This window comes from Oceanobacillus profundus (assembly GCF_003515705.1).
GTDB classification, from domain to species: domain Bacteria; phylum Bacillota; class Bacilli; order Bacillales; family Amphibacillaceae; genus Oceanobacillus; species Oceanobacillus profundus.
On the sequence record NZ_QWEH01000007.1, the window covers coordinates 82,379 to 106,951 of the forward strand.

Genomic DNA, 24,573 nt, shown 5'->3' on the forward strand with positions numbered 1-24,573 from the left:
GAGGGGATAGTATGTAAGTATAATATAAAGACTATGTAAGAAATATTAATCCCCTCTAACTACTAGAAACTATATAGCAAATGTTATCTCATCTTTACCAACAGATTCATCTACTACATCAATAGAATGAAAATACCATTCGTCTATCTTTCTTTCTAATCGACTAAGCTTTCTTTGATCCCCTTGTGGTTTCAACTTGTTTTGAATAAGCTCTTCATAATACCCTAACCTATAGTGGAACTTGGCACATTCTCTCTCTGTCATGCTAATACCTTCTCCTTTGTTATTCTATCTCTTTTATATATTTATATCTTCGTAACTGCCGATAGGCATCCCAAATTAAGTTCGATTAACTTACTATGTAATACACTACATCATCATAACACACAATACATTAGATTATAGTAAATATCTATACGAACACATACGAACAAATAGTGAACAATTTGTGACAGTTAAAGTATAATGTAGCGAAACCTTAGGAATTCCCCGTCTTAATACTATGTGAGAGGGTTTTACAACAAACATCGAAAACTAACAGTGAAAACCTCATACTTACAGTGTAGGCATAATGAAAAAAGATAGCCTCATCAAAAAGATAGCAAACTACTAGAGAAAATGTAATACTCTTCAAGAATAGTCCTCCAAGTATAGAAAGCTACGACACCATCATCGAGTTAACCGGTACCTCCCAGCCATAGCGTGAGGATGATGTCGTCCGTGGCCCCCGTATGCCCTTTTGGAAACAGCATAAATCTAAAACCTTCGAGTCAATGTATGTACGTTTGACAAGGGAGTAAGAAAATTGATACCACCAAGCTTTCATATAGTATTTCCCTCGTGTTCCGCTTCCATATATAACCGCCATACATATAAGTGACATCACCATAAAATACATACTTCTTACCACAATAGCATGACAGTGCTCATACTTCTTAACACTAATAAAATACGCCAATACTATATAGTATGCTGTCAACATATCACCTATAGATGACACACCTTACATAGTACACTGACAGTATGGTCGCCTGTAGTAAACTTGGGGAATGTAGGGTGCCGGCAGTGTTGCCGATAATAATAAACCCACCACATGTAGGAGCTACCACACCCACTGGGAGGTGAATGAGATTGTCTGACGGGAGTTGCAATGTTACCGAAGGTTAAATGTCACGTTGGCATCAGGGAAGCTGAGAGAGCCTTCTATTTAATCCTGAGCGGTTTAGCGATAAGAAGGATGGTAGCATGCGGTGTGTGTGGGTGTTGAGTAGAACACGTACAATGTGTGAGTGTTCGGATGGTGGCGTACGGATAATGCGAGACTGATATATACTTTTGCTCGGTCAAAGTATGCTATGTGTGTGGTGAAAGGCGAACAATGATAGGGAGCGGATGGTGTGGATAGCCTTCTCCGAAGGTAGAGAGGGAGGGAGAGAGGGTAGTATGTTGAGGGTTATCATATATGAGGATGTAGCATGCACACCCGAAGGGTGGGAGAACCCCTATCCGAAGGAGTTCTCCATTGTCATACTTGGGTGATTAAGCTATAATTACAGTTATTAAGCGCCTAGCTTGATTAGCTTCCCTACTTCTAGGTTAACAGTGCGAGTACCTTTGCCGAGGTTACAAGCATCTACTGATAACATGAACTTATCATGACCTAGTAGTGGGGAAATGTTGTTTCTTGAGTTATATGCAAAACCTACTTCAGTCTTATTAATGAATAGCTTATACTTGTCACCTACACCTTGAATAAAGATGCTTTGAGTAGATAAGCCTTCTAATACTGTGTCTAATGTAAACTTCTCTTGAATGTCATCTGGAATACATACAGCAACAGTGAAGTTATTATCAATCACTTGATTAGATACAATTTGATCTTGCTTCGGTTTATTCTCCATGTAAGAAAGAGTTTGAATGAATGCTTCACGTGTAATCGTCCAAGGGAATGAAAGACCTGCATCTTGTTTACGATCTACATATGTTGCATAGTATGCTGCATATCCGATATCTTTAGCTGGATACTGGCTCATTAGTTCTGCTACTCTGTCACGAGCTTGTTCAGCAATCGTACCGATGTGAGTTGAAACCATCTCATCGATTTCATTCATTTTAAGTTCACGTTCTCCTTCTTCAAGGTTGCCACTCATAATCTTATTCTTATATTCTTCTGCTCCTCTGTATGTTTGACGAACAGCGCCACCGTAACCTGCTTTGATTTGTTTTACTTGATTCAATAGCATGTTAAAGTAGTTTGGATCTAAGTTGAATGAACTGTTCATCTTAGTAAGCAATGAGTAGCTGTTAGCATCTTGATACATAACTTCTATTTTGTTAGTAAGCTCTTTATCTTCAAAGTCTTGTACCATTTCCATTAGTCTAGATAATACGGATCCTACATCATGTCCGTCTTTACCTTTACGGCTTGCCAACCAGTTAGGCTTATTCCATACTCTTCTGCCTAATCCTTTATTGAAGTAAGATAGCTCTTCAGGTGGGTTAACCATGAAGTCTAATGTTTCTTTCATCACTTCTTGATAAGCACCACCGTGTTTAGCTGCATCAATTTCCCATCCTTGTACAAGGCGAAGAATGTTGATCCAGTTTTCATACTTGTTAATACGTTGTAGCATATTATCTTTCTCTTGAGGTGATGCATCTTTAATCATATAGTCATAGCCGATACCACGAACACCATCAGCTAAGATACTAGCGATGTTTGTTGCTAATCCGATTTTGTTAGGCTTCAACGTTCTGATAACATAGTCGATACCTAGTTTATGAATCTCTTCATAAAGAGCGGTTGTTTTCTGTCTATCTGTGAAAGTAACACGATAGTTGCTTTGGCTAACAACCATGTCAACTGGTAAGCGATACACACCAGTCATTGGCTTAGAGTATGGAACACCATCTCCAAGAAATTCTACTTCTCCATTCACATCTGTGAAAGAGATATCCATTAATGGTGGGAATACTTTACGTTGTAATGCTTCTACAACTGCTGGCTCTGTAACAGTTAATGCTGTATCACCATCGTTGTCTGCTCCACCCATTGCGAATGTAGCAAAGTCATGAACACTCATAACTAGCAAGTTACGGAATCCACCTTTACGAGAAGCTTGATTATACACTTCAATACCACGATTACGTAGTACTTGCCACTCACCTTTAGCAATCATTGGATTACGACCAGCCGCTACATACAAAGGTGATTTATCTTTGTGTGCAGATGGGATGTAAGCTTCATTTGGTTGAATGTGATAGTCACCACGATTAGTAATCATCAGTTGACCTTCATCATTACGCACTTCATATTTTGTACCAGCTTCTAGTACAGCATATGGATCTTGAATCATGTAGCGGTAGTGTCCTTCTACTGGAATGTTACCAGTTTTCCACTCTTGAATCTTTTCTTTCAACACATCTAATGCATAACGTTTCATTTGTACATCATCGTAGGACCATTCGAACATATCCAAGAAAGTAGTAAACGTGGATACACGAGATTGATCTAACAGATAGTGTTCTACTTCTGCATCAAGTAAATCGGAATCAATGACTTTATCTAATCCGACATACTTCTTCATAAGAGATGGATCATGCAATGCATTACCGATTTCATCTAAATGTGGTTTCAATACATTCCACAAGTCATTAACATTGAGTGAAGAAGCTTGAATGAATTGATATGGCATATCAGTGTAAGACTTAACTTTACTCATTGGCTTGTTGAACATAGCAATACGTAATTGTGGTACAAAGTTAGGGTTAGATTTGAATAGTAACTCAAAGCTACCTTTTACTGCTGACTTAAGTGCAACTACATGTGCATCATAATAGCTGCGTAAGTTAGGAACAAAGATCATTAAGCCTTTTACAAATGGAGTAATACGAATTTGCCATGCATCATTGAACTGGCCAAACTCCGCTCCAAGTGTATGATACATTTCTTCATCACAGAATAAAGCTCCATCAGCTGCAGTTAGTGTAATTGGATGCTCACTTGCATCGAATACTCTGAACTCTTGACGTTCCTTATCCCAAGCACGGTACGTACCAGTGTTGATTTCAACAAAGCGGTCTTCTACCAATGCAATCGTATGAGTTCCACCAGTTAGATATTGATCTCCAGTCTCAATATTAGTGACTACTTCGTTACCAAAGCGGACTGTCTTAGATGCAATACTGTTCGTACCAGCTAGTCCTGGACGAGTCATCATTTTGTCTACATCGATTACATAGTTGCCATCACGATCTACTTTTGCATAAGCTAAGAAATCATGTCCAAGCACACGATATGCATCGATAGGGGACATTACATTTGTATCAATGAATACTGCTTGCAATAGTCTTGCTTGTGAAGCTGAGCGTAATAAGAAGAATGCATGACTTTCATCACCATGCTCATTCATGTAATAGAAACCTTCTTTCATAACTTTCGTACGAAGCTCTACTAATTCATGATCTTCTTCAGTGTAATCCATTTCATCCTCTGGAAGCTCAATGTACAAGTCTGCAAAGAAGATGTGACGCATTGGCAGCATAACACGTTGTTTAATCAATTGACCATCCTTCGTGAATTCAATTACTTCAGAAGCGGATGCAAAGCTTTCACTTAGGAATGACTCACTGATCTCTTTGTAAGAATCAACATTCACTTCAGTATAATCAATTGTAGAATATACTTTATCTTCACGTAGCTCCATGCTATTTATCTTAGCAATAGGAACAAGAACACCTTTACGTGTTGGTGCATATACACGATTAGCTAGTTTGTGTGAACTAACAAACTCTTTGAAGTAGCGAAACTGATTAGATGGTACATCAGCAATAGATGGATCTTTAAGAATATCAAGTAGTACATTACCTTTTGACATAGCATTTAATACACGAGCAAAGTTCTTAGAGTTACGTGACTTGAATCCTTCAGCAACAGAAAGAGCTGCTAAGATATCTTGTACAGTAAATAGGTATCCATTTTCTTGTAGTAGTGAGCGATTTTCGATAGTTGTGTTCATAGTTAAAACATCTCCTTTAGTTTGGTTGTTTAATTTAGTTGATAAAGATTTCGCAGTTTGATTTTTCATAGTAATCATTTCTCCTTTTATTAGCTATTAGTTGTATAGGCCTAAGATATCGGCTACAATATCTCTTGTGAGATTCTCTTCGATCAGGAAGCAAATCTCTGAACGGTCTACTAAACCGTAGACATCAAAGTGGAAGACCAACACAGGTCTTGGAAACTTATGGTGAGCGTTGCCATATCGTCTCAAAACATGTATGGTAACGCCCTCCAACATATACTTCTTAACATACTTCACATAATTCTTGGAGTCAGACAAGGTGACGTCAACAGGGACATCACCAATGAAACAGTCTGTTCCATAATAAAAATCTTCTTCCTCTGTAGAAGGACGATACTCTTCATAGAAGAGGTCCTCAAATAGATCCAATACGTATGCTTCTACATATTCACCATGACTCATATTGCTACGATAAGACGTACTCATTTCTGCTTCTCCTCTCTTAGAACTGGATAAGTGATTAAGCATTCGATTACATTACTTCTAACCGAATAAACCCCATATCTTGCACGATGTTTCTTGTCATATCCGATAAAGATTGAATATAGATAACCAAAGTCATCGTCATAACCTAAATACTCGCCATTTGTTACTAGTCTTCTAAATGAAACTCTCATAGTTAACACTCCTTTTGTTTGTTTTTAAGTTGATTAAAGTAATACATTTCAAACAGGCATAAGCCTCTCATAGACAGCGAGCGGTCACTCTAAGAGAACCATCTATGGCATCTGTTTAACCCAATACAGTGGGATGTTCACATGCTTCAACGTGCTGAGTGGTCTAAGACCCATGCCTATCTTCGACCACTACATAGATAGGGTGAGGGGATGTTCCTGAAGCAACGACAACATAGCTAGTTAAGCTATCAATGAATAAGCGAATACATCAAACACTTCACTAAGCCCTACAAAGCCTTCATGCATAACTGTTGATATGAAGTAGATAGGTGCTATAGCAAGCAAGATACCTGTTGATGATAAGAGACCAACACTTAAATGTTTGAATGCTGTTGCAACCATATCTCTACCAGTAGCTAGATGCTTGTATCTGTTGTAGTAGGAGATCATCTTTACTCCTGCATAGAATGTTGCACTAACAGGTATAAACAAGGCTCCTTGTGTGACAAGGCCTGCTGCAAATGAAGTTGTTGTCACTAGAGCAGCTGATTTCCAATGCTTAGCCGACAGTTCCTTCACGTTCTTGTAAGCTGAGCCTAGCCCTCGCTTTACAGAAGTGACAGCTTTAGATGCCTTAAACTTACTCCAACCTTTCTTCACACTCTCTAAAACATCAGCAAATACATTACCTTTCATGTCTTCTTTCGCTTGTACTGTGATAATCATGGTAAATCCTTTCTATATGCTCGGTTTTATGTCATGAGCTGGACTAGTTTGACTTGTCTTATCAATGCAGGGATAGTCAATCACCTACAGACACCCCTCCTCTAGGGTGTTTCGACATTAAAGGGATATGATTGTGTATCCTTCAGCATCTACTCCAAGATTTACTTCTGCTTTCTTAACCGCATTAATAATCAAGTGCTGATTGTATCCTCGTTTCATTAAGTCTCCGAAACGAATAACCTTTCCTTGTCCTTTGATTTGCTTGAATAGAGTTACCAGTGTGTTTGTTTGCATTCTTCATCATCCTTTTCAATTAGTAGTAGGGGGTGGGGGCGACAAACGCCTATTAGAAAACCCTATTAAAAAAGGTGCTACCCTACGCAATTTTTTTATAAAAAATGTCCCATATAGGGATTTCCCCATGTTTGTGGGATGACAATTGAGAAAGTTTGTTATACACTGTTTGTAATGCATTACATAAAAGGAGGTAAGTTATGAGTAGATTAAAGCTTGTGGATTTAGAGTCGGAGTCTGTCGAATATAAGGAATTAAAAAATAAAAAAATATATAGGCCAACTGCCATACCTTATGTGTACTTTAATTACTGTTGTGAGAATAAAGGTGACTTCACACTATTGAAATATGACCCTATCTTTGGAACTGATGTCATCATTTCGAAGTCATTAGGTTTTATAAAGATTCCATATAAACTGTTGGAGAAATTAAAAGCCTGGTATAACAGAAAGCTTATGTATATCGCAATTAACCTTCACAACAAGCGAAAGATTGATTTACCTGAAGGAGTTAGGTTGAGCTTATTAGATGTATGGAACCTTAGGAAAGAAAAGAAAAAAGGAGTGAAGTAAACGATGAGAATAACAAATGAGGAAATTGCAAATCTATGTCACAGCATAAACAAAGCATACTGTGAAAGTATTGGTGATTACTCCCAACCTTCGTGGGAAGATGCCCCTGGATGGCAGAAGAAAAGCGCTATTGCAGGTGTAGAGTTCCACATGAATAATGAAGTAACTCCAGAGGATTCTCATGAAAGCTGGAGTAAACAGAAAATATTAGATGGATGGAAATTTGGAGAAGTAAAGGATCCTATTAAAAAAGAGCATCCTTGTTTAGTTCCTTACAGTGAGCTGCCACCAGAACAAAGAGTGAAAGACTACTTGTTTAAAGATGTCGTAGATACCGTGAAAGCATTAAGGGAAAATTAATATGTTAACTTTCATGATAATCTGGGTTCTTACTTCAAGTGTCTCTTGGATTTTGGCAAGAATTTCATTAAAGATAAGTAGAAGTCCAGTTACTTTCATTGATCTACTATATGTCTTAATACCATTTTTAAATATGATTTCTATAATTTTTTCGATGGTATATCTTGTCAGAAAATACATCCAGAAGAAAAATATAAAGGTGAATTGGAATAAGTTTTTTAGACTATGAGACTAATAGTGTGAAAATAAAAAAGGAGAAAAGTAAAATGCGAACACTTTATGAGATTGTTGAAGACATGCAAGCTAGTAAGATGCCAACACATGAAGAATGCTATTATGCTCTGCAAGTATATCGTTCCATGTTTAATATAGAACATCGCAAGTATAGAGAGGAACTAACAAGAAAAGAAAGAAGCTCAAAGTGGTATCGAGAACAATCTGCTGAACTAAGCTTTGATATGTATAAAGCCGCATTATCTACATCACCAAAGGAATGGATGGGGGAGGGAAAATAATGTTAAAACCAGCTTTACTTTTTAAAGATCAACTAGAAAGTAAATTTATCGAAACGGCTTACGAGGAAAAATATAAATATTACGTTAGCAATAACTATGTTGATTTCGAACTAAACCTACAGCGGGATAGTTGGACTGCAATCGAATTTGTCAGTATCGACAAAGATAATAATCTATTAGGATTTCTTGGAGCAAGGATTGATAGAAATTCAAATTCTGTCAGCTCATTGAGTGTAATCAATTTCTATGATGTTAACTACACATTCTCTAAAGATTTTCGACAGTTTTTAGATGACCTTTTATTTAAATTTAACTTCAATAAAATCAAATTCAGTGTTGTAGTTGGTAATCCTGCCGAAAAGATGTATGACAAGTATGTAGAGCATTACGGTGGGAGGATAGTTGGTATTTTTAAAGAGCATGTAGTTCTTACTGACAATCATTATTATGATTGGAAAACCTATGAAGTTTTCAGAAAAGATGTATTAAATAAAAGAGATAAAAAGGGGGTGACAAACAGTGGGGTGGAAGTATGAGGTTAAATATCTAAATGGCTTAGGTGTGAAAGATTTATACACAAATAACTGGTTCGAGTTTATAAAGACTCGAATTGCTAAGAAGGTTATATATTATAAAGTGTACAAATGAAGCTTACGGTAGAACAAGTTTTGGTTAGAAGATAGTTAAAGGAGTGATTCTATGACACAAGAAAAAATTGAAAAAAGTAAACAGGATACATTGAAACACATCGACGAAGTGCGAAATGCAATACAGGCTGCCATTAAAGAATTAGAATGTCGAGCAAAGTATCATGATCAATCAAAGTTAGAAGAACCTGAGCTCTCTATCTTTGCAGAATATGGTCCCAGGTTGAAAGAAACAACCTACGGTTCAGATGAATATAAAAATAATTTAAAAGAAATGAATAAAGCCTTGCAGCATCACTATGAAAATAACACACATCATCCAGAGTATTATGAAAACGGAGTAAGTGGAATGGACATCTTCGATGTCATTGAAATGCTTTGTGATTGGGTTGCAGCATGCAAGAGACATGATGACGGTGACGTTATGAGAAGCCTAGAGATTAATAAAAATAGATTTAACTTAGATAACCAGCTGTATCAAATATTCAAAAATACATTTGAAAGAAATATCTTAGAATAAGGGAGATTATTAACATGAAGAATATATGGTTAAAAATTAAAAGCTTTTTTAAGAAGAAAAAAGAAGTTGAGATTCATCCGAGGTGGCATAGATTCCATGAGCTAGATGCAGACCGTATTTATATACTAGCAGATAGAGCCACAGGTAAAACATTTAATATGTTTTATCATTTATTAGAGAGTGATAACGAAACTGCTTTATGGGTATGTCATTCCTATTTTAATTTAGATTATCTAATAAAGATAATAAGTGAAGAGTTCGATTTAAAACTTGAAAGATCTGGAACAATATTCAATATAAAGTATAAAGGTAAAGAGAAAAAGGTTTATTTCATATCTTCAAAAGGATTTGTAAATACAAAAGGTTTACGTGTGGATGCAGTGTATGTAGACGATGCCAAATTAAATATGAGTCTCATTAATGCCCTTACACCTGTTTCAAACAAATTAATCATTACAGATGATAGAGAATTTAACTTTATTGATTCAAAAGAATCTGTAGATTTCTTGTTTAATACAATGGATGCCCATCTCATAATTAAATAATAATAAATTTAAAAAAGTTTACAAAAGCACTTGTAATGCATTACATTTTGATGTAATATGTATTTAAGGTATGATTGATGAGTTTTCAGTTTTCCAACTCCTTTCGAATTTGTGATTATCATTAGACATGTATCCCCCATACATGTCTAAAAAAATTGGGATATAGCTCAGCGGTAGAGCAATCGGCTGTTAACCGATAGGTCGTAGGTTCGAAACCTACTATCCCAGTAATATGTTCCCTACTAGATGGTAGTTGACTCCATAGCGAGTGTACAGTAACTATGGACGAGGAGGTTCGATTCCAACAGGGAGCGGCATAATGCGGTGTAGCTCAGTTTGTGTAGAGCGCTTGGTTTGGGTCCAAGAGGTCGCAGGTTCAAGTCCTGTCACTGCAATCGATAATATTAAAAGAAATATCGGCTTGGCGATGATAGCTATGCGTGAGTATAGTAAAGGTGGTTTGACAAACTGCCGCTACATATGTAGTCAATCCAAGCACTACGACTTTCCAGGTCTTCATGTAACCAATGGAGATAGCTTTTGAAATCAAAGGAGAGTTCCTTGCGAGGGCAACGCTGTAGCGAGGTGGCATTAGGTGGCACTGATGCGCTCCACGCCAATTTGATTAAAAAGTGAGAAAGAATCGGAAGGCTATCAGTTTGAGGTTTGACAACCAAAGGCGTTAGTCAATGTCTAAAGAGACCTGTCAACTACATATAAGATTGGCACAGTACCTTTAGGGATCGTTCGAGTAACTAGTCGGTGAAAGAACAGGGTGGTGTGTGGTATTTTGTTCTCCAAAAGGGAATGAAGCCACTGGAACAGCACATCATCAGTTGAAAGGATAAATAATAAATTATAGTTTCTTATTTGGGAATAAGAGTCCAATACAACATATTACATTACAGTGAAAGCCTGTTCCACGAAATAACGAAAGCGACTTAATCCTTCACTCCATGAGAATGAAGGGGCTGATGAGTCTCGCAAGGCTCAAAAGCTTTTGTTCCGATTTGCAAGGTTCTCTTAGCGGAGATTTGTAGCGTGGCAACGTTGACTGAATTTGAAGAGCAGAGTAGTTATTTCGATGTGTCATATTATGCTAGACACATTAAACTAAAGCAGTCGTGGTCATTACTTGAGCGCTTATAGGTTCAAGTGGACACGTGAGGAATACATAATCTCACTAAAGATGACTAAGAAAGAGTTTAGTCTCAGCTCTTTCATTACATACTATTTTTCTCGGAAGGAGTTAAGGTTTTTCCTCCAGTTTTTCCTTAACACCTTCCGAGAGGGATAGTAAGTGCACTTCCTGTTCATATATAAACCACCTTTCCGTTAATTAAGTTTTAAATCACTTACTATCTCTTAATTAGGATTGTAAAATTCCTTCCAAAAATGGGGAGCAGCTTTTAGCCATGTAGCTGTTCTTCATTTTTTTTGTTTTTAATAGAGAAAAGACTTGCCTTTTATGGCATATATAGGTAAAATGACATTAAGTTAAAAATGTTAACAAATTAAACATACTAAACATAATAAACATTTTAAACAAATGAAGGGTGGAAGGAAAAATGGCAAACGAAAAGAAGCAGATGCATCTAGTGGCAGTCGATGTAGGTTTTGGGGGATTAAAGTACATGTCAAACAGCAAGCCAGAGCCACAGGTTATACCAAGTGGAGTTGTTACTGGTGTACCAGCAAGTAGACCATTACTATCATCAAGTGATATTAATATTAATGAGTTAGTAGTCCAAACAGAAGAAGGCACATACTTTGTTGGAGAGAATGCGTTAGGTATGCCAGTAGAAGAGAATGTTAGTGTGCGTACAGAAAAGCGTAATCGTGCTCATGATGTAAAAAGCCGAGTTTTATTCCACACTGGAATTGGTTTAAGCTTACCTGATATAGATGGAAAATATGAAGTTACAATTGTGACTGGTCTTCCAAACAGTGACTACGACAAAAGCATTCATGATGATTTACGAGCTTTCTTAGAAAAAGATTTTACAGTAGAGTTTTACTTGGATAGAGAAAATAGTATAAAAAAAGAGGTAAAAGTAGCTAAAGTAATTATCTTGCGTCAGCCAGAGGGAACAGTTACGTATAATCAATTTAGATTTGATCCTGAATCGTTCATTGTGCCGTCTAACAGTCGTGCTGATTATCTTGGAGTAATTGATTTCGGACATGTTTCTACTGACTATGCGCTATTTAGAAATGGAGTAGTAATAGAAGACCCAACCAAAAACAAGTCAACTATCGGTGTAACAGAAGTGTATAAACGTCTTCGTCAAGCTGTAGAATTGAAGTTCAGTGACATGGGCTATATGTTCCACCCTTCAGATCAAGATCTTGATTATGCGATTCAAACAAACCATATCCGTTATCGCAATCAAGACTTTGATATATCAGATGAAATTGAAATGGTTGTTAGGGATCGTGCAAGACCTATTACTGATTCAATTACTACTGCCTGGGGCAATGAAGCGAACCGTCTTCAATTGATTATTGCGACTGGTGGAGGAGCTCATGTTTATGCTCAAGAAGTAAGAAGGAATTTTGAGTCAGAGAATATCCAAGGATTCATTATTATGGAAAATTCTAGGTTCACAAATCTCTTAGGATTCTACATGTATGGAGCATTGGAGCTATCAGATACTTATGGTACTGAAAAAGTAATGGAGCTATATGTGAATCCGGTTAAGGAGTTGCATGAGCATGTCGCATAGTGATAAGCAAATGCTTGTAGCTCGAATCAGAAAAGACGATCATATTTTGAGAGATTACTTTAATGATATAAAACAGAGTGATCGAGCATACGAAGTCAGAAGATTGCTTGAAAAAGCTATCATCATAGAACAAAAAGAAAAAGAAGAAATACGAAAATTAAAAGAGGAACAGTAACTCCATCTCATTTGAAGAGTTATTTCAAGCAATTTAGAGCAATTCTATCATTTGAATATAAGCATGCCAAGGCAGAGTACAAGAGATGTATTCTGCCTTTTTTGCGTGGATTTAGCGACGTTTATTAATATGTTAGGACGTTGTAGAATTAAGATACGGGCCTACTGCACCGCCTCATACAGGACCATTGGTTTAGGGGGATCGAGTGAGTAGAGCCTTTTTTTGATATAGGGAGGTGCAAATCATGGGAAAGACTGGCCCGAAAACAGAAGCTGGATTAGCAACGGTTTCAGCAAATTCAAGAGAGCTTGACCACTCTGCATGGACAAAAAATCCAGAAGCTGTAGAAGCAATAGAAACAGCAAAGCGATTAAGAAATACAAAGCACGGAATGTATGCTGCAGTGCCAATTATCTGTAAAGCAGATGGTTGTCCATATGCTCAGTCATGTCCGTTACTAGAAATGGCACAAGCACCATATGGTGAAAAGTGTCCAATAGAAATAGCAGCTATTGAAGATTTGTTTGGCAGATATGCAGAACACTTTGATATTAATTTAGATAATAAAAAAGCTGGAGATACAGTTGATTTGATGATGGTAAAAGATCTGGTTGATGCTGATATAGGAATACTGCGATGCGATAGTAAGATGGCTTGGGACGCTGACTATATCATACACAACACAGTTGGGGTAACTGATAACGGTGATCCAATTACAAAACAGGAGCTTCATCCTTTAACAGATTATCGAGAGAAATTAGTTAACCGCAAACATAAAACCTTCCAACTGTTGAACTCCACACGTAAAGACAAAGTAGGATCAAAAATAACGGTATCTGCTGATCCTTCAGTACGAGCCGCTGAAATGTTAAAGGTACATGAAGACATGGCTCGGATTGAACAAGAAGAGAAGGAAGCTGAATTAGCCTATTATAAAAAAATGAATTCAAGCATTCCCGATGTTATTGATGTAGAACCAATAGATTTTGAAAAGGAGTGAGAAGAATGAATCCAAGACTTATTGCTAATCAAGCAGTTAACAGTTTTAGAAGCATGGGGAGAGATGTCCGTTCTACTTTTACAGGTGATGGTAAAGACTTAACTTATGCTTTTCGAACCCCAGAAGCAAGAGCGGCTTATGACAAACTTCCATTAGATCAAAGAGCAGGACATAAATGGGATAGAGGTAGCTTTAACCGAAGACGTGCTGCTGCCGCTGCAGGTGCCGCTTACGTAGGTGGAGATGCAACTTACCGAACATTAAGTGGTGGTTCTGCTTATCGAAATAGCTCTGGAGAAAGTGACGTTGTTGGGATTCCAATGATATAGGGGTGAGACTATGGCTAGGGCTGGAAGGTTTATACAAGGATTAAAAAGAGAGTTTAATCCAAAAGATCCTTTTATTAAAAAAGTAGACTATCGAAATGTAAATAACTTATGGACAGGTAGAGAAGTTGGTGGAAAAGGAAAAATTGCAATTGCAGCAAGTGCCATTGGCTTTGGTGGGCATCAAATTTATTCGGCTCCATATGAGCGTATTAGGCAAGAAGCTGAAATGCAAGCTCCTCAATCACTTCCTGGAACACGTGGAGACATGCAAGAGTATACACCAAATATATCTAATATGGAAGTCAGCGGAGACTTAGCATTTGCTCTTCATAATTTAAGGCATGGCGGGTGATATAAATGGCAGTAAAACAAGAACCACAGAATGGAAAAGGTTCAATAAATAAATTAAATCGTCTTAATGCTGGATTAGGGATTGGATTTGTTGGAGTAGATTCATACATGCGTATGCAAGAGGGAGAATCTGCCCCTGTTGCAGTAGGAAAAGCTTTATTAACAAATGCAGTGTGGGCAATGGCTCCTGGAGGAGTTTTAGGTGGACTGGCAATATCTGCAGGTGCCGCTGCCGTGCAAATCGCACCAGATCTAATTAATAAAGCAGAACAGAAAAAAGCTGAATTTCATCAAAACTTAAACCGTTTTGGAAGTAACTATCAGTCAACAGCTGCTCAGCAATCCCTTCAACAACAAGGAATTAATCAAATTCAGCAAGCAAGACAGCATGTCGCTAATGTAGCGAATCATGCCCGTGGAGCACAACGAGTTTATTAAAGGAGGATAAAAACATGTATATGGCAAGCAATGAAGCTTATAACCCTCAAGCAAGCAATCAGCCATACCAACGAGTTGATTCAGGAATTGGAGTGGGTGCTGTAGCGGGATCTTCTATTGCTTTAGCTTCAGCAGCTGCAACAGATTTTGGAATGAGTCGATTTAGACAAACCAGAGAAACTGGCAGAACAATGAGTAATGAAAATGGAAATATTAATATTGATAGTAAAGCGTTACGTAAACTTTCTCCAGAAGATCGAAAGGCTATGGGAATTGATACGATGGCTCCTGTTGAAAAAAGAACAGTAATGGGTAATACTCGTGGAATGTTATTTGGTAATAGTAGACTTGGAAAAGTTGCAAGGTATGCGGGTTATGGACTGGCTGGGGGCGGCATTGGAGCTGTAGCTGGAATGTATTCAGAATAGGCTGTAAGCAATGGAAGCATTAGAGTCAGTAGATCTATCAGAACAAGAAATGGATGAAGTGGAGAGGGAAATACGGAGTGATCCTATTAAGTGGGCTTATTGGAAATTAAAAGACCCTAAAGGGAATCCGTGGAAAGCTCGATGGTACCAAAAACTCATGATTAAAGACATCATGGATGGTGATAGACGTATTGCGGCAAGGATGGGCCGACGTGTTGGGAAAACAGAAACAATGGTTGTATTTTGTTTATGGTATGCCTTTCACAACAAGAATTCTCGTCTTTTAATCGTTACTCCTTACGAGCATCAGGTTCGATTAATATTTATGAGACTTGCAGAGTTAGTTCGTGATTGCGATGAAATGGCTGGTGTGAATATAACCAAAAATCCATTTATCGCAGATTTCCCAAATGGAGCCAAAATCATGGGCTTTACAGGTGGAGCCAATTCTGGTTCCCAATCAGGCGCCAGCGTTCGTGGGCAACGAGCTGATTTTATCTTCATGGATGAAATCGATTATATGAGTAGAGATGGTATTGACGCTGTAACAGCTATTGCAATGGAAGATCCTAAGAGAATAGGAATCTGGGTATCTAGTACACCAACTGGTAAGCGTGATTTTTTCTATGAAGTTTGTACAAATCCAGATACTGGTTATAAAGCTTATCATTTTCCTTCCATGGTTAACCCTGACTTTGATGACTCGATGGAAGCAGAGCTTCGTTCAACTATGACAGCTCAAGGTTATATTCATGAGGTAGAAGCTGAATTTGGTGAAGAGACTGTTGGAGTATTTAATAAGGCAGCAGTAGAAAAGGCTAAGTCACAATACTTATATTCTTACAGAGAACTGAATTCTTATGAGAAAGAACAGTATAAGAAACAGGGTATTAATTTAAAAGATATAACGTACTTCCCTGAATATACAAAAAAGAATCCTGCACCACCTGCACATAGAATTGTAGGGGTTGATTGGGATAAATACGGAACGGCCACTCAAATCATCGTAAATGAGTTCGATGAAGTGATTAAAAAGTTTCGAGTGGCTAAAAGATATGAGATTCCTAGAGGAGAATTCACCTATGATAATGCCGTAAATAAAATTATAGAAGTTAATGATATTTGGAGCCCTAAGTTTATCTATATTGATGCGGGGCATGGGGAATATCAGTACGAAGCATTGAGAAAGCATGGGAAAAACAATCCTGAAACAGGTATGTTAACTAAAGTGAAACGTATCCACTTTTCCCAAAATATTGAGATACGAGATCCAGCAACAAATGAAGTTTATAAAAAAGATGCAAAAAACTTTATGGTAAATCAGACAAGTATTGTGGTTGAACGGAACCAATTAGTCCTTTCTCCTTTTGATGATATGGTATGGAAACAAATGATGGATTATCAGGTAGTTCGTATATCGAAAACTGGTAAGCCAGAGTATACATCAGAAAATGAACATGCACTGGATGCACTGATGTTAACTATCTTGGGTTTCACCATTGAGTTTCCTGACATAACGAAGATACTTGATAAATTTGAGCCAGCACGAAAAGCATTTCGTAAAGATGGTTTACAATCAAAATCAGTACAAGAAAAGGTTTATGGCACTGAAAGTAGTGTATTTCATCATAAGAGTAAGAAGCGAGAATTGGAGCCTAGAGATAATCCGAACTGGCGATTAGAGAAAGTGCCTTTAGGATATTCGAAAAAGAGGTCTAATTCACGTAAAGCAACATCTCTGGCTATTGGTAGGAGAGGTGGAAGCTTAGGATCCTTTAAGAGATCGAGAATTTAAGCGTATTGGAATATCTTAAATAATGCGTTGTTGTCCCCGCTATTTCTAGTGGGTGGAGGATAGAAACTCCCCTGTTTCATTTTTTTGCTTATTTCTCCCAAGGCGTAGTCTCTACTACGCCATACATAAATTTAAAAATAATGAGGTTAATAAAATGGAGAATCATCAAAGATGGTATGGGAATAAAGGTATTGATACCCCATACGAAAGATCACTTATATATTATCGGCCCAATTTAGTTTTTCCAGAGAAAGAATCTAGTCATCCAATGACACTAGACGTAATCAGGCAAATTAGCCGATCTCAAGATTTTATGATGACTTCTGCAATATTAGATTATCGTGCATTGGCTGAAAGGATACAGGAACTGCTAAATATGATTTTTGGCAGGGCAGAAAGTTCTTCATTTAGTGAATATTTAGAGCTGCTGAACGAGAACAAACTAACTGAAGTCATTGAATTTGAAAATAGCCATAATGGATATGATGGCACACTAGATTATGAATTATATACAATGCTATATCTAATGAAGAAGTCAGTCGAAGAGCAAGCAGATTTTCTTGATGAAAACTATCGTACACAATACACAGATAAAACAGAAGATGAGCAAATGATAGAAGCAGAAGGAGAATCAATTAATAACTGGATTCGTACTGAGTATGATTTGTCAGCATTATATGATGAAGTAAGTCATGGAGCGGATTATGATCCTATCATTCAGGCAGAGATTGATGCATTAGAGAAGAAACGAAGAGACTTAGATCAATTGCATACAACAATTGCAGATTCAGCATACACACATCGGAATCGCTATCTAAACTTAGATGAGATTGTAGACAAAGCAGACATTCTTATTAATCAGCCACAACAGTTTATTGATGGCAATGTGGAGTTGTTGATGAATCAATTAGCAAATGCAAACAATCTGCCAGATTTTCGCTCTCATTTAATTCTTAGTTTTAAAGAATATAAGCAAAAACATAATCTTATGAAAAACCAATATATGATGATTGATGTACAGAAAGAAATATATGCTTCTGAAAGAAGTTATACTTACCAGCAAATTATGACCAAAACCAATGACAATATAAAAAATTGGTTATATGAGCAGCCGGAGGATACTGGGAAATCTTTTGACCTATTTGCTAATATCATGGTCGAATCTATCAAACAAACAAAGGAAGTATATGAAAATACGCTTGCAGATTTGATGAGTTTTTATCGACAAGAAGCAGTTTTTTATGGTCGCCAAATAACGCTTATCCAGAAAAAAGAGGAAATTAGACATTTTATTAGGATAATTGAGGATTTAGAAGATGTGGTTAGACCATCCGAGGAATGGATTAAGGAGTACGTTCAGAACAAAGGATATGTGACTAGACAGACTTAGCTAATTGTAATGCATTTCATGTATAATGGTTTATGAAGAATTAACTTACACACCTATCTAGAGGTATGAGGAAGAGGAGGGACATTATTGTCAAGACTGGTTTATAGTTTTATAAACAAACTGATTAGTAATGCGTCAGCTCCTTCCGCTCCATCTGGATCAACAAGAGGTGCTATTAATAGAGATCCAAAAGCTGTAAAAGCCAAGAGAGTCGGTTATCAAATAAGCAATGGCTCTGCTGGTGAAGCAGAAGAAATAGATATTGACTTAGAAGCGATTTCTCAGGCAATAAGGACAGATTCATATCTAACACAAGGTGTTCTAACCTATCAGGAACTAATATTTAAATCAGGATGGACGCTACAGTCTAAAAATGAACAAGTATTAGATTATCTGAAGTTTCGATTAGAGATGATGCAAGTCGCTACAGGAATCAGTTTAGAGCAATTATTCGAGGGAATAGCAAGAGATATTGTTTGGTCAAGCAACTGCTTCATTGTTAAAGCAAGAGCTAGAAACGGTATTGGATTGCCACCTGGAGTAAGCTTAACTCCTGTTCTACCTTCAAAAGAACCGGTTGTTGGATATTTCTTATTACCTCCCCAAACAATAAGTATAACGAGAGACGAAAATGGCACTGTAACTGGTTATACGCAAGAAGTTGAAGGTGGAGGCGATGCCATTGAATTTAAACCAGAAGATATAATTCACATCAAAACAAATGTAAGGTCAGGTGCAGCATTTGGTGATCCTTGGATTGCCCCTGTTATAGAAGATATTCGTCTACTTCGTAAAATTGAAGAGAACATTTCCCTTCTTCTTTATAAACATATCTTCCCTGTATTGAAATATAAAATAGGAAATGACGAGCCAGGTCAAGAAGCTACTGATGAGGAAATAGAAGACGTTCAAGCTATGATTAATGGTATGGATAATGACAGTCTGTTTATAATGCCAAACCGACATGATGTTGACGCTCTAAATATCAATGCAATTGATGGAAAACCTTACTTAGATTATTTTGAAAACCGTGTATTTTCGGGAATGGGATTGTCTCAAGTTGATTTCGGTAGAGGGGATACAGCTAACAGAAACACTGCAGATGCAATGACAGGGAAGAAAGCGGACCGCATCAAAGGATGGCAACAAAGTCTCCAGTCTGCAATCGATTCTCTGATCATTGATGAATTATTAATTGAAGGTGGATTTGATCCACTAGTGAATCCAGAATTTGATGTAGATTTTGTCTTCAATGAAATTGAGCAAGAACGATTGATAGCAAAAGAAAATCATGAGATTCACAAATTTAATAGCAATCTTCAATCTTTTGAAGAGACACGAGCAGCGATTGGAAAAGATCCAACTGTTGATGAGTCCAGACTTCACTTTAATATGTTTGGAAACACAGCAAATGAAGCAGCTCAAGCAGCTACAGAGAATAAAAGTCAACCAGAGAACCAAAACGGAAAACGTGATGGTCCTAAAAGGCAGACAGAAAGTGAAAAGCATTACAGTTTAGATGAATCAGATGAGCAAACACCTTTTCAATCTCTCTTAGAGAAAAATATTAAGCAGTCAGCTGACACATTAAGTCAGATATACGAGGATATGAAGAAAAGCGTACTATATCAGATTGAAAGAAGAGAAAGTCGCAACACCTTCCCAATGAATATTAAATCAGGTATGATTCGATTCAATCAATTGGAGCAAGATCGTTTATCTAAGACTATGGAAAGTCATGCTAAAGAGATGCTTATGAGTGGAATCCTATCCGCACATGAATCTGTCAGCTCTTATAAACAGGTGAAAATGTCAGTTGCACATGGTACAATTAGGACCTTTATCACTGAGAATAATAAGAGTTTAGAAGAAAGATTAAAAAAGGTAATCGATTCTCGTTTAAAGACGATTACTTCCGAAAAAGAAGTAGGGTTAGCAATTCACTCTGTTTTTAAATCTCTTCAACATCAAATGATTTCAAGCGTAAAGAGTGCTTATGTGAAAAGCTACAACTATGGTTACGCATTAGGTTTACTCAGTGCTGATGAGTCTTATGCTTCTGTTTATTATGAAGGTGAATGTAAATCTTGTTTATCACGCTCTAAAGAAATTATAAACTTAAAACAATTTTCATCTTTAGATGAGATTGCTATATTTTATCGGATACCATCTTGGCATCCAAATTGCGAATGCGAATTGAAAAATGTTAAAGGAGGTTAGGTATGAAATGCTTTACACATTAGAAGAGCACACTGCAAAGAAACTAGTTAGTGCTGCTCAGTTGAATGAAACTGCATCTATTGCTGCAAAGATCAGTGAGGAGAATGTGAAAGTCCTTCAGGAGTCAGCCAGTAATAAGAAGAAACGTAAGCTTATCGTTAAGATGGAAGCTATTCATACAGGTAGAACTAAAAACTTTACTTATTATACAGAAGAAGGATTAAAAGGCGGTTTAAAGTCTTGGACTACACCTTATAATAAGCCAGTTCTAACCCATCACAACTCTTATAATGGAGAAGCTATTGGTCGAATTCTTAGTGCTGAATATAGTGACAGCACACTTTCTGGTAAAGGTGGATTAGTGTTTACTGTAGAAATTACAGATCCAACTGCAATTGAGAAGGTTTTAGATGGACGATACCATACAGTATCTATTGGAGCATCAACAGATAAAGTTACATGTAATATCTGTGGAACAGATCGATCTCAAGAGTGGTGTGAACACTACCCAGGAAAGCAGTATGATGAACAGCAATGTCACTTTATTGTTGGAAACACCTATGGGAGAGAGGTTAGTTATGTAAATACTCCTGCTGATGAAAATGCTGGAAACCGCTCTGTAGAAGTCATCGATGAAAGTCAATCTAGCAGCACAAACGAGCATCAAAACTTAAAAATCTATCAAATGGCAGAGGGATTATATCAGGATGCAGATAATCCAGAAGTGAATCTATACGAACATTTAAGTGATGATGTTAAAGAAATGCTCAACTCTATGGCCGAAGCTAAAGAGGAGAAAAAAGATGACTTGGAAGATAAGGATAAAGAACTAAAAGACAAGGAAAAAGACAAGGTAGAAGAAAAGGACAAAGAGCCAGAAAAGGACAAAGAGCCAGAAAATCTAGAGGATCCAAAAGAACCTAAAGTTACTGAAAAAGATAAGGTTCCAAATGGAACAGAAGAAAAGGTCACTGAAAATCCTACTGCCCAAGTCGAAGAAGAATTAGATTCTGTAAAGCTTAATGAAAAAGTCATAAAGTTGCAAGCATCATTATCAGATCTACTTTTAAAAAATCAAAGGCTAGAAAATAAACTAAGCACTGTTGAATCAGAAAATCAAGATCTACTGCTTGAAAAGTCAAAGCTTCTAGAAGATAAGCATTTACATTTAGCTGAAAAAGTTGTTGATTTAAAAATAAATCTTCGCAAAACAGATGTTATTGGAAAAGAGTATGACGAAGCAGTTTCTGAGCACACAAAACGCTCTGTTGATTCACTCAATGATTCATTAGTAGATTTATTAGCAGAATCTAAGTCACGCAAAACAATGGAACCAGGAGTTGTAAAAAATCCTGGGTTAAGTGAAGCGGATAAAGATGCAAAGCAAAAAGAGAAATTCAGTCTTGATGAAGGCGTAGAAGGCTTCTTGAAATTGTTAAGAAATAAAAAATAAGAAATAGGAGTTGAAATGAAATGGCATTATTTGAAGGTATGAAGCCTGTAGAGGGCACAGCAGATCAATATGTTCGTTCTAATACGAAGTTGCAAGTGAGTACACACGATTCACCAGGTGAGAAGTTTTTGGTAGACCCTCGTTTAAAACGATTGTTTCAATATCATTTCGGTGGTAATGGATGGGTAGTAATTCCAAAAGGTCGTATTGTAGCTCCATCTACAGATAATAATGGTGGAATTAAAAATGGTAATATTAAGGACTTTGATGGTAATGTATTTCGTCCAGTTCTTACTTTAGCAAACGGCGGTAAAGATGTCGTAGAGATTGGAAAAACCGGTAAGGAACATACACGTGAAGCTAATACTCCAATTGGTGTATCTTATGCAAACATTTATGAAGAGTTTGTAGATGGATTTAATGGCATGCAGCCAACTATTGAGAACGAAATTTACATTGAGTTACCTTACATTCCTAGTAGATCAGATGCTGAAGCAGTTGAGTGGGGAAGCCTTTATGACGCAGATCCAACAAAGCGAATCAAAAATGGCGATTACGTTATCTCTGATGAAAATGGTCGATTTATTAAAGCGGATTTTGAAACACAACGTGAAATTCTAAAAAATACAAATGCTTCTGCAGATGATAAATTCGCAGCACTTGCAGAGATTGCTAGATTACAAGAGCAAGTTCTTGGTCAAGTTTGGACAGTTGAAACAAATCTTCCACCACAGGGTTGGTTAGGAATGCTTGGATGGACTGATGAGCAACGTGCTCAGGACTGGAATCCAAATGGAATGACTGCAGATGATATTGATGATGAGTTCCCAGGTTATCCTTATGAAAGAACATATGCAAACACTGATGTTAAATCAAACAGATACTATCCTCAAGGAATCCCAGGATTAACAAATGGATCAAATCTTGAAATGCCTTTTGAAGACATTTTAATTGGTGAGATTAACCCAGGTCAAAAAGGTCGTCATGATTTCCGAATCCAACAAACTCCAGTAGTAGCAGGGTCACTTGTAGTGAAGATTGATGGACAAGTAGTTGAACCAGACTATATTGATTATAAATCTGGCCTAGTTACATTAGTCGTTGAAACAAATGAAGGTGCAGCACCTCAAAAAGTGACAGCTACATTTAAAGCAACTGGACAAACACCTGGTGTACCAACTGGATGGGACTTTAAAGGCGCTCAAGGAGCAGTTCGTATTTTACTTCAAAAATAACAATGAATTAATGAATTGATAGACATAAGGAGGAACACGTAATGATTAATACAGACACGCTTGAATTAAGTGAATCGTCTCAAGATATTTTAAAACGCATGACTCGTCAATTGAGTCTGGATGAGGATTGGAACCAGATTCCAAAATCAGAGCTTGTTACTGTGAAAGAAGCTTTAAATACACAAGATGCAAAAATATTAATGCCACGTGTAATTTCTGGAATGATGAGAGAAGCGGCTGAGCCCAACTACATCGCAGCTGATTTTCTTCAAAAAGTTAGATTAACAGAGGGACGTTCAATTGAATTCCCATCTATGAGTGCATTAAGAGCTTTTGATATTGGAGAAACACAAGCGTATCCAGAAGACACTCCTAACTTCCAACTACACCGAAATCAAGAGGTTAAGGTTGGTAAGTCGGGGATGATCGTACGAATTTCTGATGAAATGATTACAGACTCTCAATGGGATGTAATTGGAATCTTGCTACGTCAAGCTGGATCAGCTATGGCTAGATTGAAAGAGGAAAAAGCATTTAGACAATTCTCTGCACACGGACATACAGTGTTTAATAACGAAATTCGTGAAAAGCACAAGGAAGCTGGTACGACTGGTATGGATATCGAAGGGAATTACAATAATACCATGTCTACAGAAGACTTAATCGACATGTTTATTGGTGTAATGGCTAATGGTTTCAACCCAACAGACATTATTATGCATCCACTAGCATGGTCTATGTTCTTTAAGAACGATATTATCAATAGTTTGACACATGCAGCACTTGGTGGATCTCAGATTACAAATCTAAAGATTAATCCAGATCAAGTTCAAGGACGTATTCCTTTCGCAATTAACTTGAACTTTACACCATTTGCACCATTTAATCATGATGCGAAGATGTTCGACATGTATGTGATTGATCGAAATCATGTAGGGATTTTACTTGAAAAAGATCCGCTATCTACAGAGCAATTTGATGACCCTGAACGTGATATTCAATCAATTAAAGTGAAAGAACGTTATGGTATTGGAATCTTAAATCAAGGTAAAGCGGTAGCCGCAGCTCGAAACATTGCATTCGATAAATCTTACCCTGCACCAGAACGTATTAAAGTTGTATCTTAATAAAAATAAATGACCGAAAGGGCGAG

General features: G+C 37.1%; 25 protein-coding genes and 2 tRNA genes. 21 read left to right on the plus strand and 6 right to left on the minus strand.

Annotation, left to right across the window (positions count from 1 at the left end):
* Window positions 1-69 precede the first annotated feature (69 nt).
* The 6 genes from D1B32_RS12005 to D1B32_RS23795 all read right to left on the minus strand — a co-directional run bounded on the left by D1B32_RS12005 (window position 70) and on the right by D1B32_RS23795 (window position 6,721).
* Window positions 70-264, minus strand: coding sequence for a hypothetical protein (locus tag D1B32_RS12005; RefSeq protein WP_118889516.1), 195 nt, complete (start codon window positions 262-264; stop codon window positions 70-72).
* Window positions 265-1,559: 1,295 nt separating this feature from the next.
* On the minus strand, window positions 1,560-5,087 hold the full coding sequence (locus tag D1B32_RS12010; protein ID WP_118889517.1) for an RNA dependent RNA polymerase: 3,528 nt from the start codon (window positions 5,085-5,087) through the stop codon (window positions 1,560-1,562).
* Window positions 5,088-5,114: 27 nt separating this feature from the next.
* Window positions 5,115-5,510, minus strand: a complete 396-nt coding sequence (locus tag D1B32_RS12015; RefSeq protein WP_118889518.1) for a hypothetical protein — start codon at window positions 5,508-5,510, stop codon at window positions 5,115-5,117.
* Window positions 5,507-5,701 carry a hypothetical protein gene (locus D1B32_RS12020; RefSeq protein WP_118889519.1) on the minus strand — a complete coding sequence of 65 codons (195 nt, stop codon included), beginning with the start codon at window positions 5,699-5,701 and terminating at the stop codon, window positions 5,507-5,509. The genes D1B32_RS12015 and D1B32_RS12020 overlap by 4 nt, the downstream gene beginning before the upstream one ends.
* A 240-nt stretch (window positions 5,702-5,941) precedes the next feature.
* Window positions 5,942-6,427, minus strand: coding sequence for a hypothetical protein (locus D1B32_RS12025; RefSeq protein ID WP_118889520.1), 486 nt, complete (start codon window positions 6,425-6,427; stop codon window positions 5,942-5,944).
* 117 nt (window positions 6,428-6,544) lie between these two features.
* Complete coding sequence (locus D1B32_RS23795; protein ID WP_158586259.1) at window positions 6,545-6,721, minus strand: hypothetical protein; 177 nt, start codon at window positions 6,719-6,721, stop codon at window positions 6,545-6,547.
* Between the two features lie 200 nt (window positions 6,722-6,921).
* Here D1B32_RS23795 and D1B32_RS12030 point away from each other — a divergent pair, with 200 nt between their 5' ends.
* From D1B32_RS12030 to D1B32_RS12135, 21 genes are all read left to right on the plus strand, one after another.
* Window positions 6,922-7,293, plus strand: a complete 372-nt coding sequence (locus D1B32_RS12030) for a hypothetical protein (RefSeq protein ID WP_118889521.1) — start codon at window positions 6,922-6,924, stop codon at window positions 7,291-7,293.
* A gap of 3 nt (window positions 7,294-7,296) precedes the next feature.
* On the plus strand, window positions 7,297-7,653 hold the full coding sequence (locus tag D1B32_RS12035) for a RyR domain-containing protein (protein ID WP_118889522.1): 357 nt from the start codon (window positions 7,297-7,299) through the stop codon (window positions 7,651-7,653).
* Between the two features lie 266 nt (window positions 7,654-7,919).
* Entirely contained in the window at window positions 7,920-8,168 is a 249-nt protein-coding gene (locus D1B32_RS12045) for a hypothetical protein (protein WP_118889524.1), read from the plus strand.
* Window positions 8,168-8,704, plus strand: a complete 537-nt coding sequence (locus D1B32_RS24150) for a hypothetical protein (RefSeq protein WP_205126984.1) — start codon at window positions 8,168-8,170, stop codon at window positions 8,702-8,704. Before D1B32_RS12045 ends, D1B32_RS24150 begins: the two co-directional genes overlap by 1 nt.
* Before the next feature lie 163 nt (window positions 8,705-8,867).
* Window positions 8,868-9,335: a DUF5662 family protein gene (locus D1B32_RS12055; protein WP_118889525.1), complete on the plus strand. Its 468-nt coding sequence runs from the start codon at window positions 8,868-8,870 to the stop codon at window positions 9,333-9,335.
* A gap of 14 nt (window positions 9,336-9,349) precedes the next feature.
* Entirely contained in the window at window positions 9,350-9,880 is a 531-nt protein-coding gene (locus D1B32_RS12060) for a hypothetical protein (protein WP_118889526.1), read from the plus strand.
* 156 nt (window positions 9,881-10,036) lie between these two features.
* Window positions 10,037-10,108, plus strand: a tRNA-Asn gene (locus tag D1B32_RS12065).
* Between the two features lie 92 nt (window positions 10,109-10,200).
* Window positions 10,201-10,275: transfer RNA gene (locus D1B32_RS12070), tRNA-Pro, on the plus strand.
* Window positions 10,276-11,448: 1,173 nt separating this feature from the next.
* Window positions 11,449-12,606, plus strand: a complete 1,158-nt coding sequence (locus D1B32_RS12075) for a ParM/StbA family protein (RefSeq protein ID WP_118889527.1) — start codon at window positions 11,449-11,451, stop codon at window positions 12,604-12,606.
* Entirely contained in the window at window positions 12,596-12,781 is a 186-nt protein-coding gene (locus tag D1B32_RS12080) for a hypothetical protein (protein ID WP_118889528.1), read from the plus strand. Before D1B32_RS12075 ends, D1B32_RS12080 begins: the two co-directional genes overlap by 11 nt.
* 244 nt (window positions 12,782-13,025) lie before the next feature.
* On the plus strand, window positions 13,026-13,781 hold the full coding sequence (locus tag D1B32_RS12085) for a hypothetical protein (protein ID WP_118889529.1): 756 nt from the start codon (window positions 13,026-13,028) through the stop codon (window positions 13,779-13,781).
* A gap of 5 nt (window positions 13,782-13,786) precedes the next feature.
* Complete coding sequence (locus tag D1B32_RS12090) at window positions 13,787-14,110, plus strand: hypothetical protein (RefSeq protein ID WP_118889530.1); 324 nt, start codon at window positions 13,787-13,789, stop codon at window positions 14,108-14,110.
* Between the two features lie 10 nt (window positions 14,111-14,120).
* Window positions 14,121-14,462 carry a hypothetical protein gene (locus D1B32_RS12095; protein ID WP_118889531.1) on the plus strand — a complete coding sequence of 114 codons (342 nt, stop codon included), beginning with the start codon at window positions 14,121-14,123 and terminating at the stop codon, window positions 14,460-14,462.
* A 5-nt stretch (window positions 14,463-14,467) separates the two neighbouring features.
* Window positions 14,468-14,899: a hypothetical protein gene (locus D1B32_RS12100; protein ID WP_118889532.1), complete on the plus strand. Its 432-nt coding sequence runs from the start codon at window positions 14,468-14,470 to the stop codon at window positions 14,897-14,899.
* A 14-nt stretch (window positions 14,900-14,913) separates the two neighbouring features.
* A complete protein-coding gene (locus D1B32_RS12105) occupies window positions 14,914-15,327 on the plus strand; it encodes a hypothetical protein (protein ID WP_118889533.1) in 414 nt (137 codons plus the stop codon).
* Between the two features lie 10 nt (window positions 15,328-15,337).
* Window positions 15,338-17,122 carry a phage terminase large subunit gene (locus D1B32_RS12110; RefSeq protein ID WP_118889534.1) on the plus strand — a complete coding sequence of 595 codons (1,785 nt, stop codon included), beginning with the start codon at window positions 15,338-15,340 and terminating at the stop codon, window positions 17,120-17,122.
* A 154-nt stretch (window positions 17,123-17,276) separates the two neighbouring features.
* Entirely contained in the window at window positions 17,277-18,512 is a 1,236-nt protein-coding gene (locus D1B32_RS12115; protein WP_118889535.1) for a hypothetical protein, read from the plus strand.
* 87 nt (window positions 18,513-18,599) lie between these two features.
* Entirely contained in the window at window positions 18,600-20,732 is a 2,133-nt protein-coding gene (locus D1B32_RS12120) for a phage portal family protein (RefSeq protein ID WP_118889536.1), read from the plus strand.
* Between the two features lie 7 nt (window positions 20,733-20,739).
* The gene (locus D1B32_RS12125; RefSeq protein WP_118889537.1) at window positions 20,740-22,185 is read left to right on the plus strand and encodes a hypothetical protein; all 1,446 of its coding nucleotides are present in this window, start codon (window positions 20,740-20,742) and stop codon (window positions 22,183-22,185) included.
* 20 nt (window positions 22,186-22,205) lie between these two features.
* A complete protein-coding gene (locus tag D1B32_RS12130) occupies window positions 22,206-23,420 on the plus strand; it encodes a hypothetical protein (RefSeq protein ID WP_118889538.1) in 1,215 nt (404 codons plus the stop codon).
* A 41-nt stretch (window positions 23,421-23,461) separates the two neighbouring features.
* The gene (locus tag D1B32_RS12135) at window positions 23,462-24,547 is read left to right on the plus strand and encodes a phage major capsid protein (protein ID WP_118889539.1); all 1,086 of its coding nucleotides are present in this window, start codon (window positions 23,462-23,464) and stop codon (window positions 24,545-24,547) included.
* Window positions 24,548-24,573: the final 26 nt, after the last annotated feature.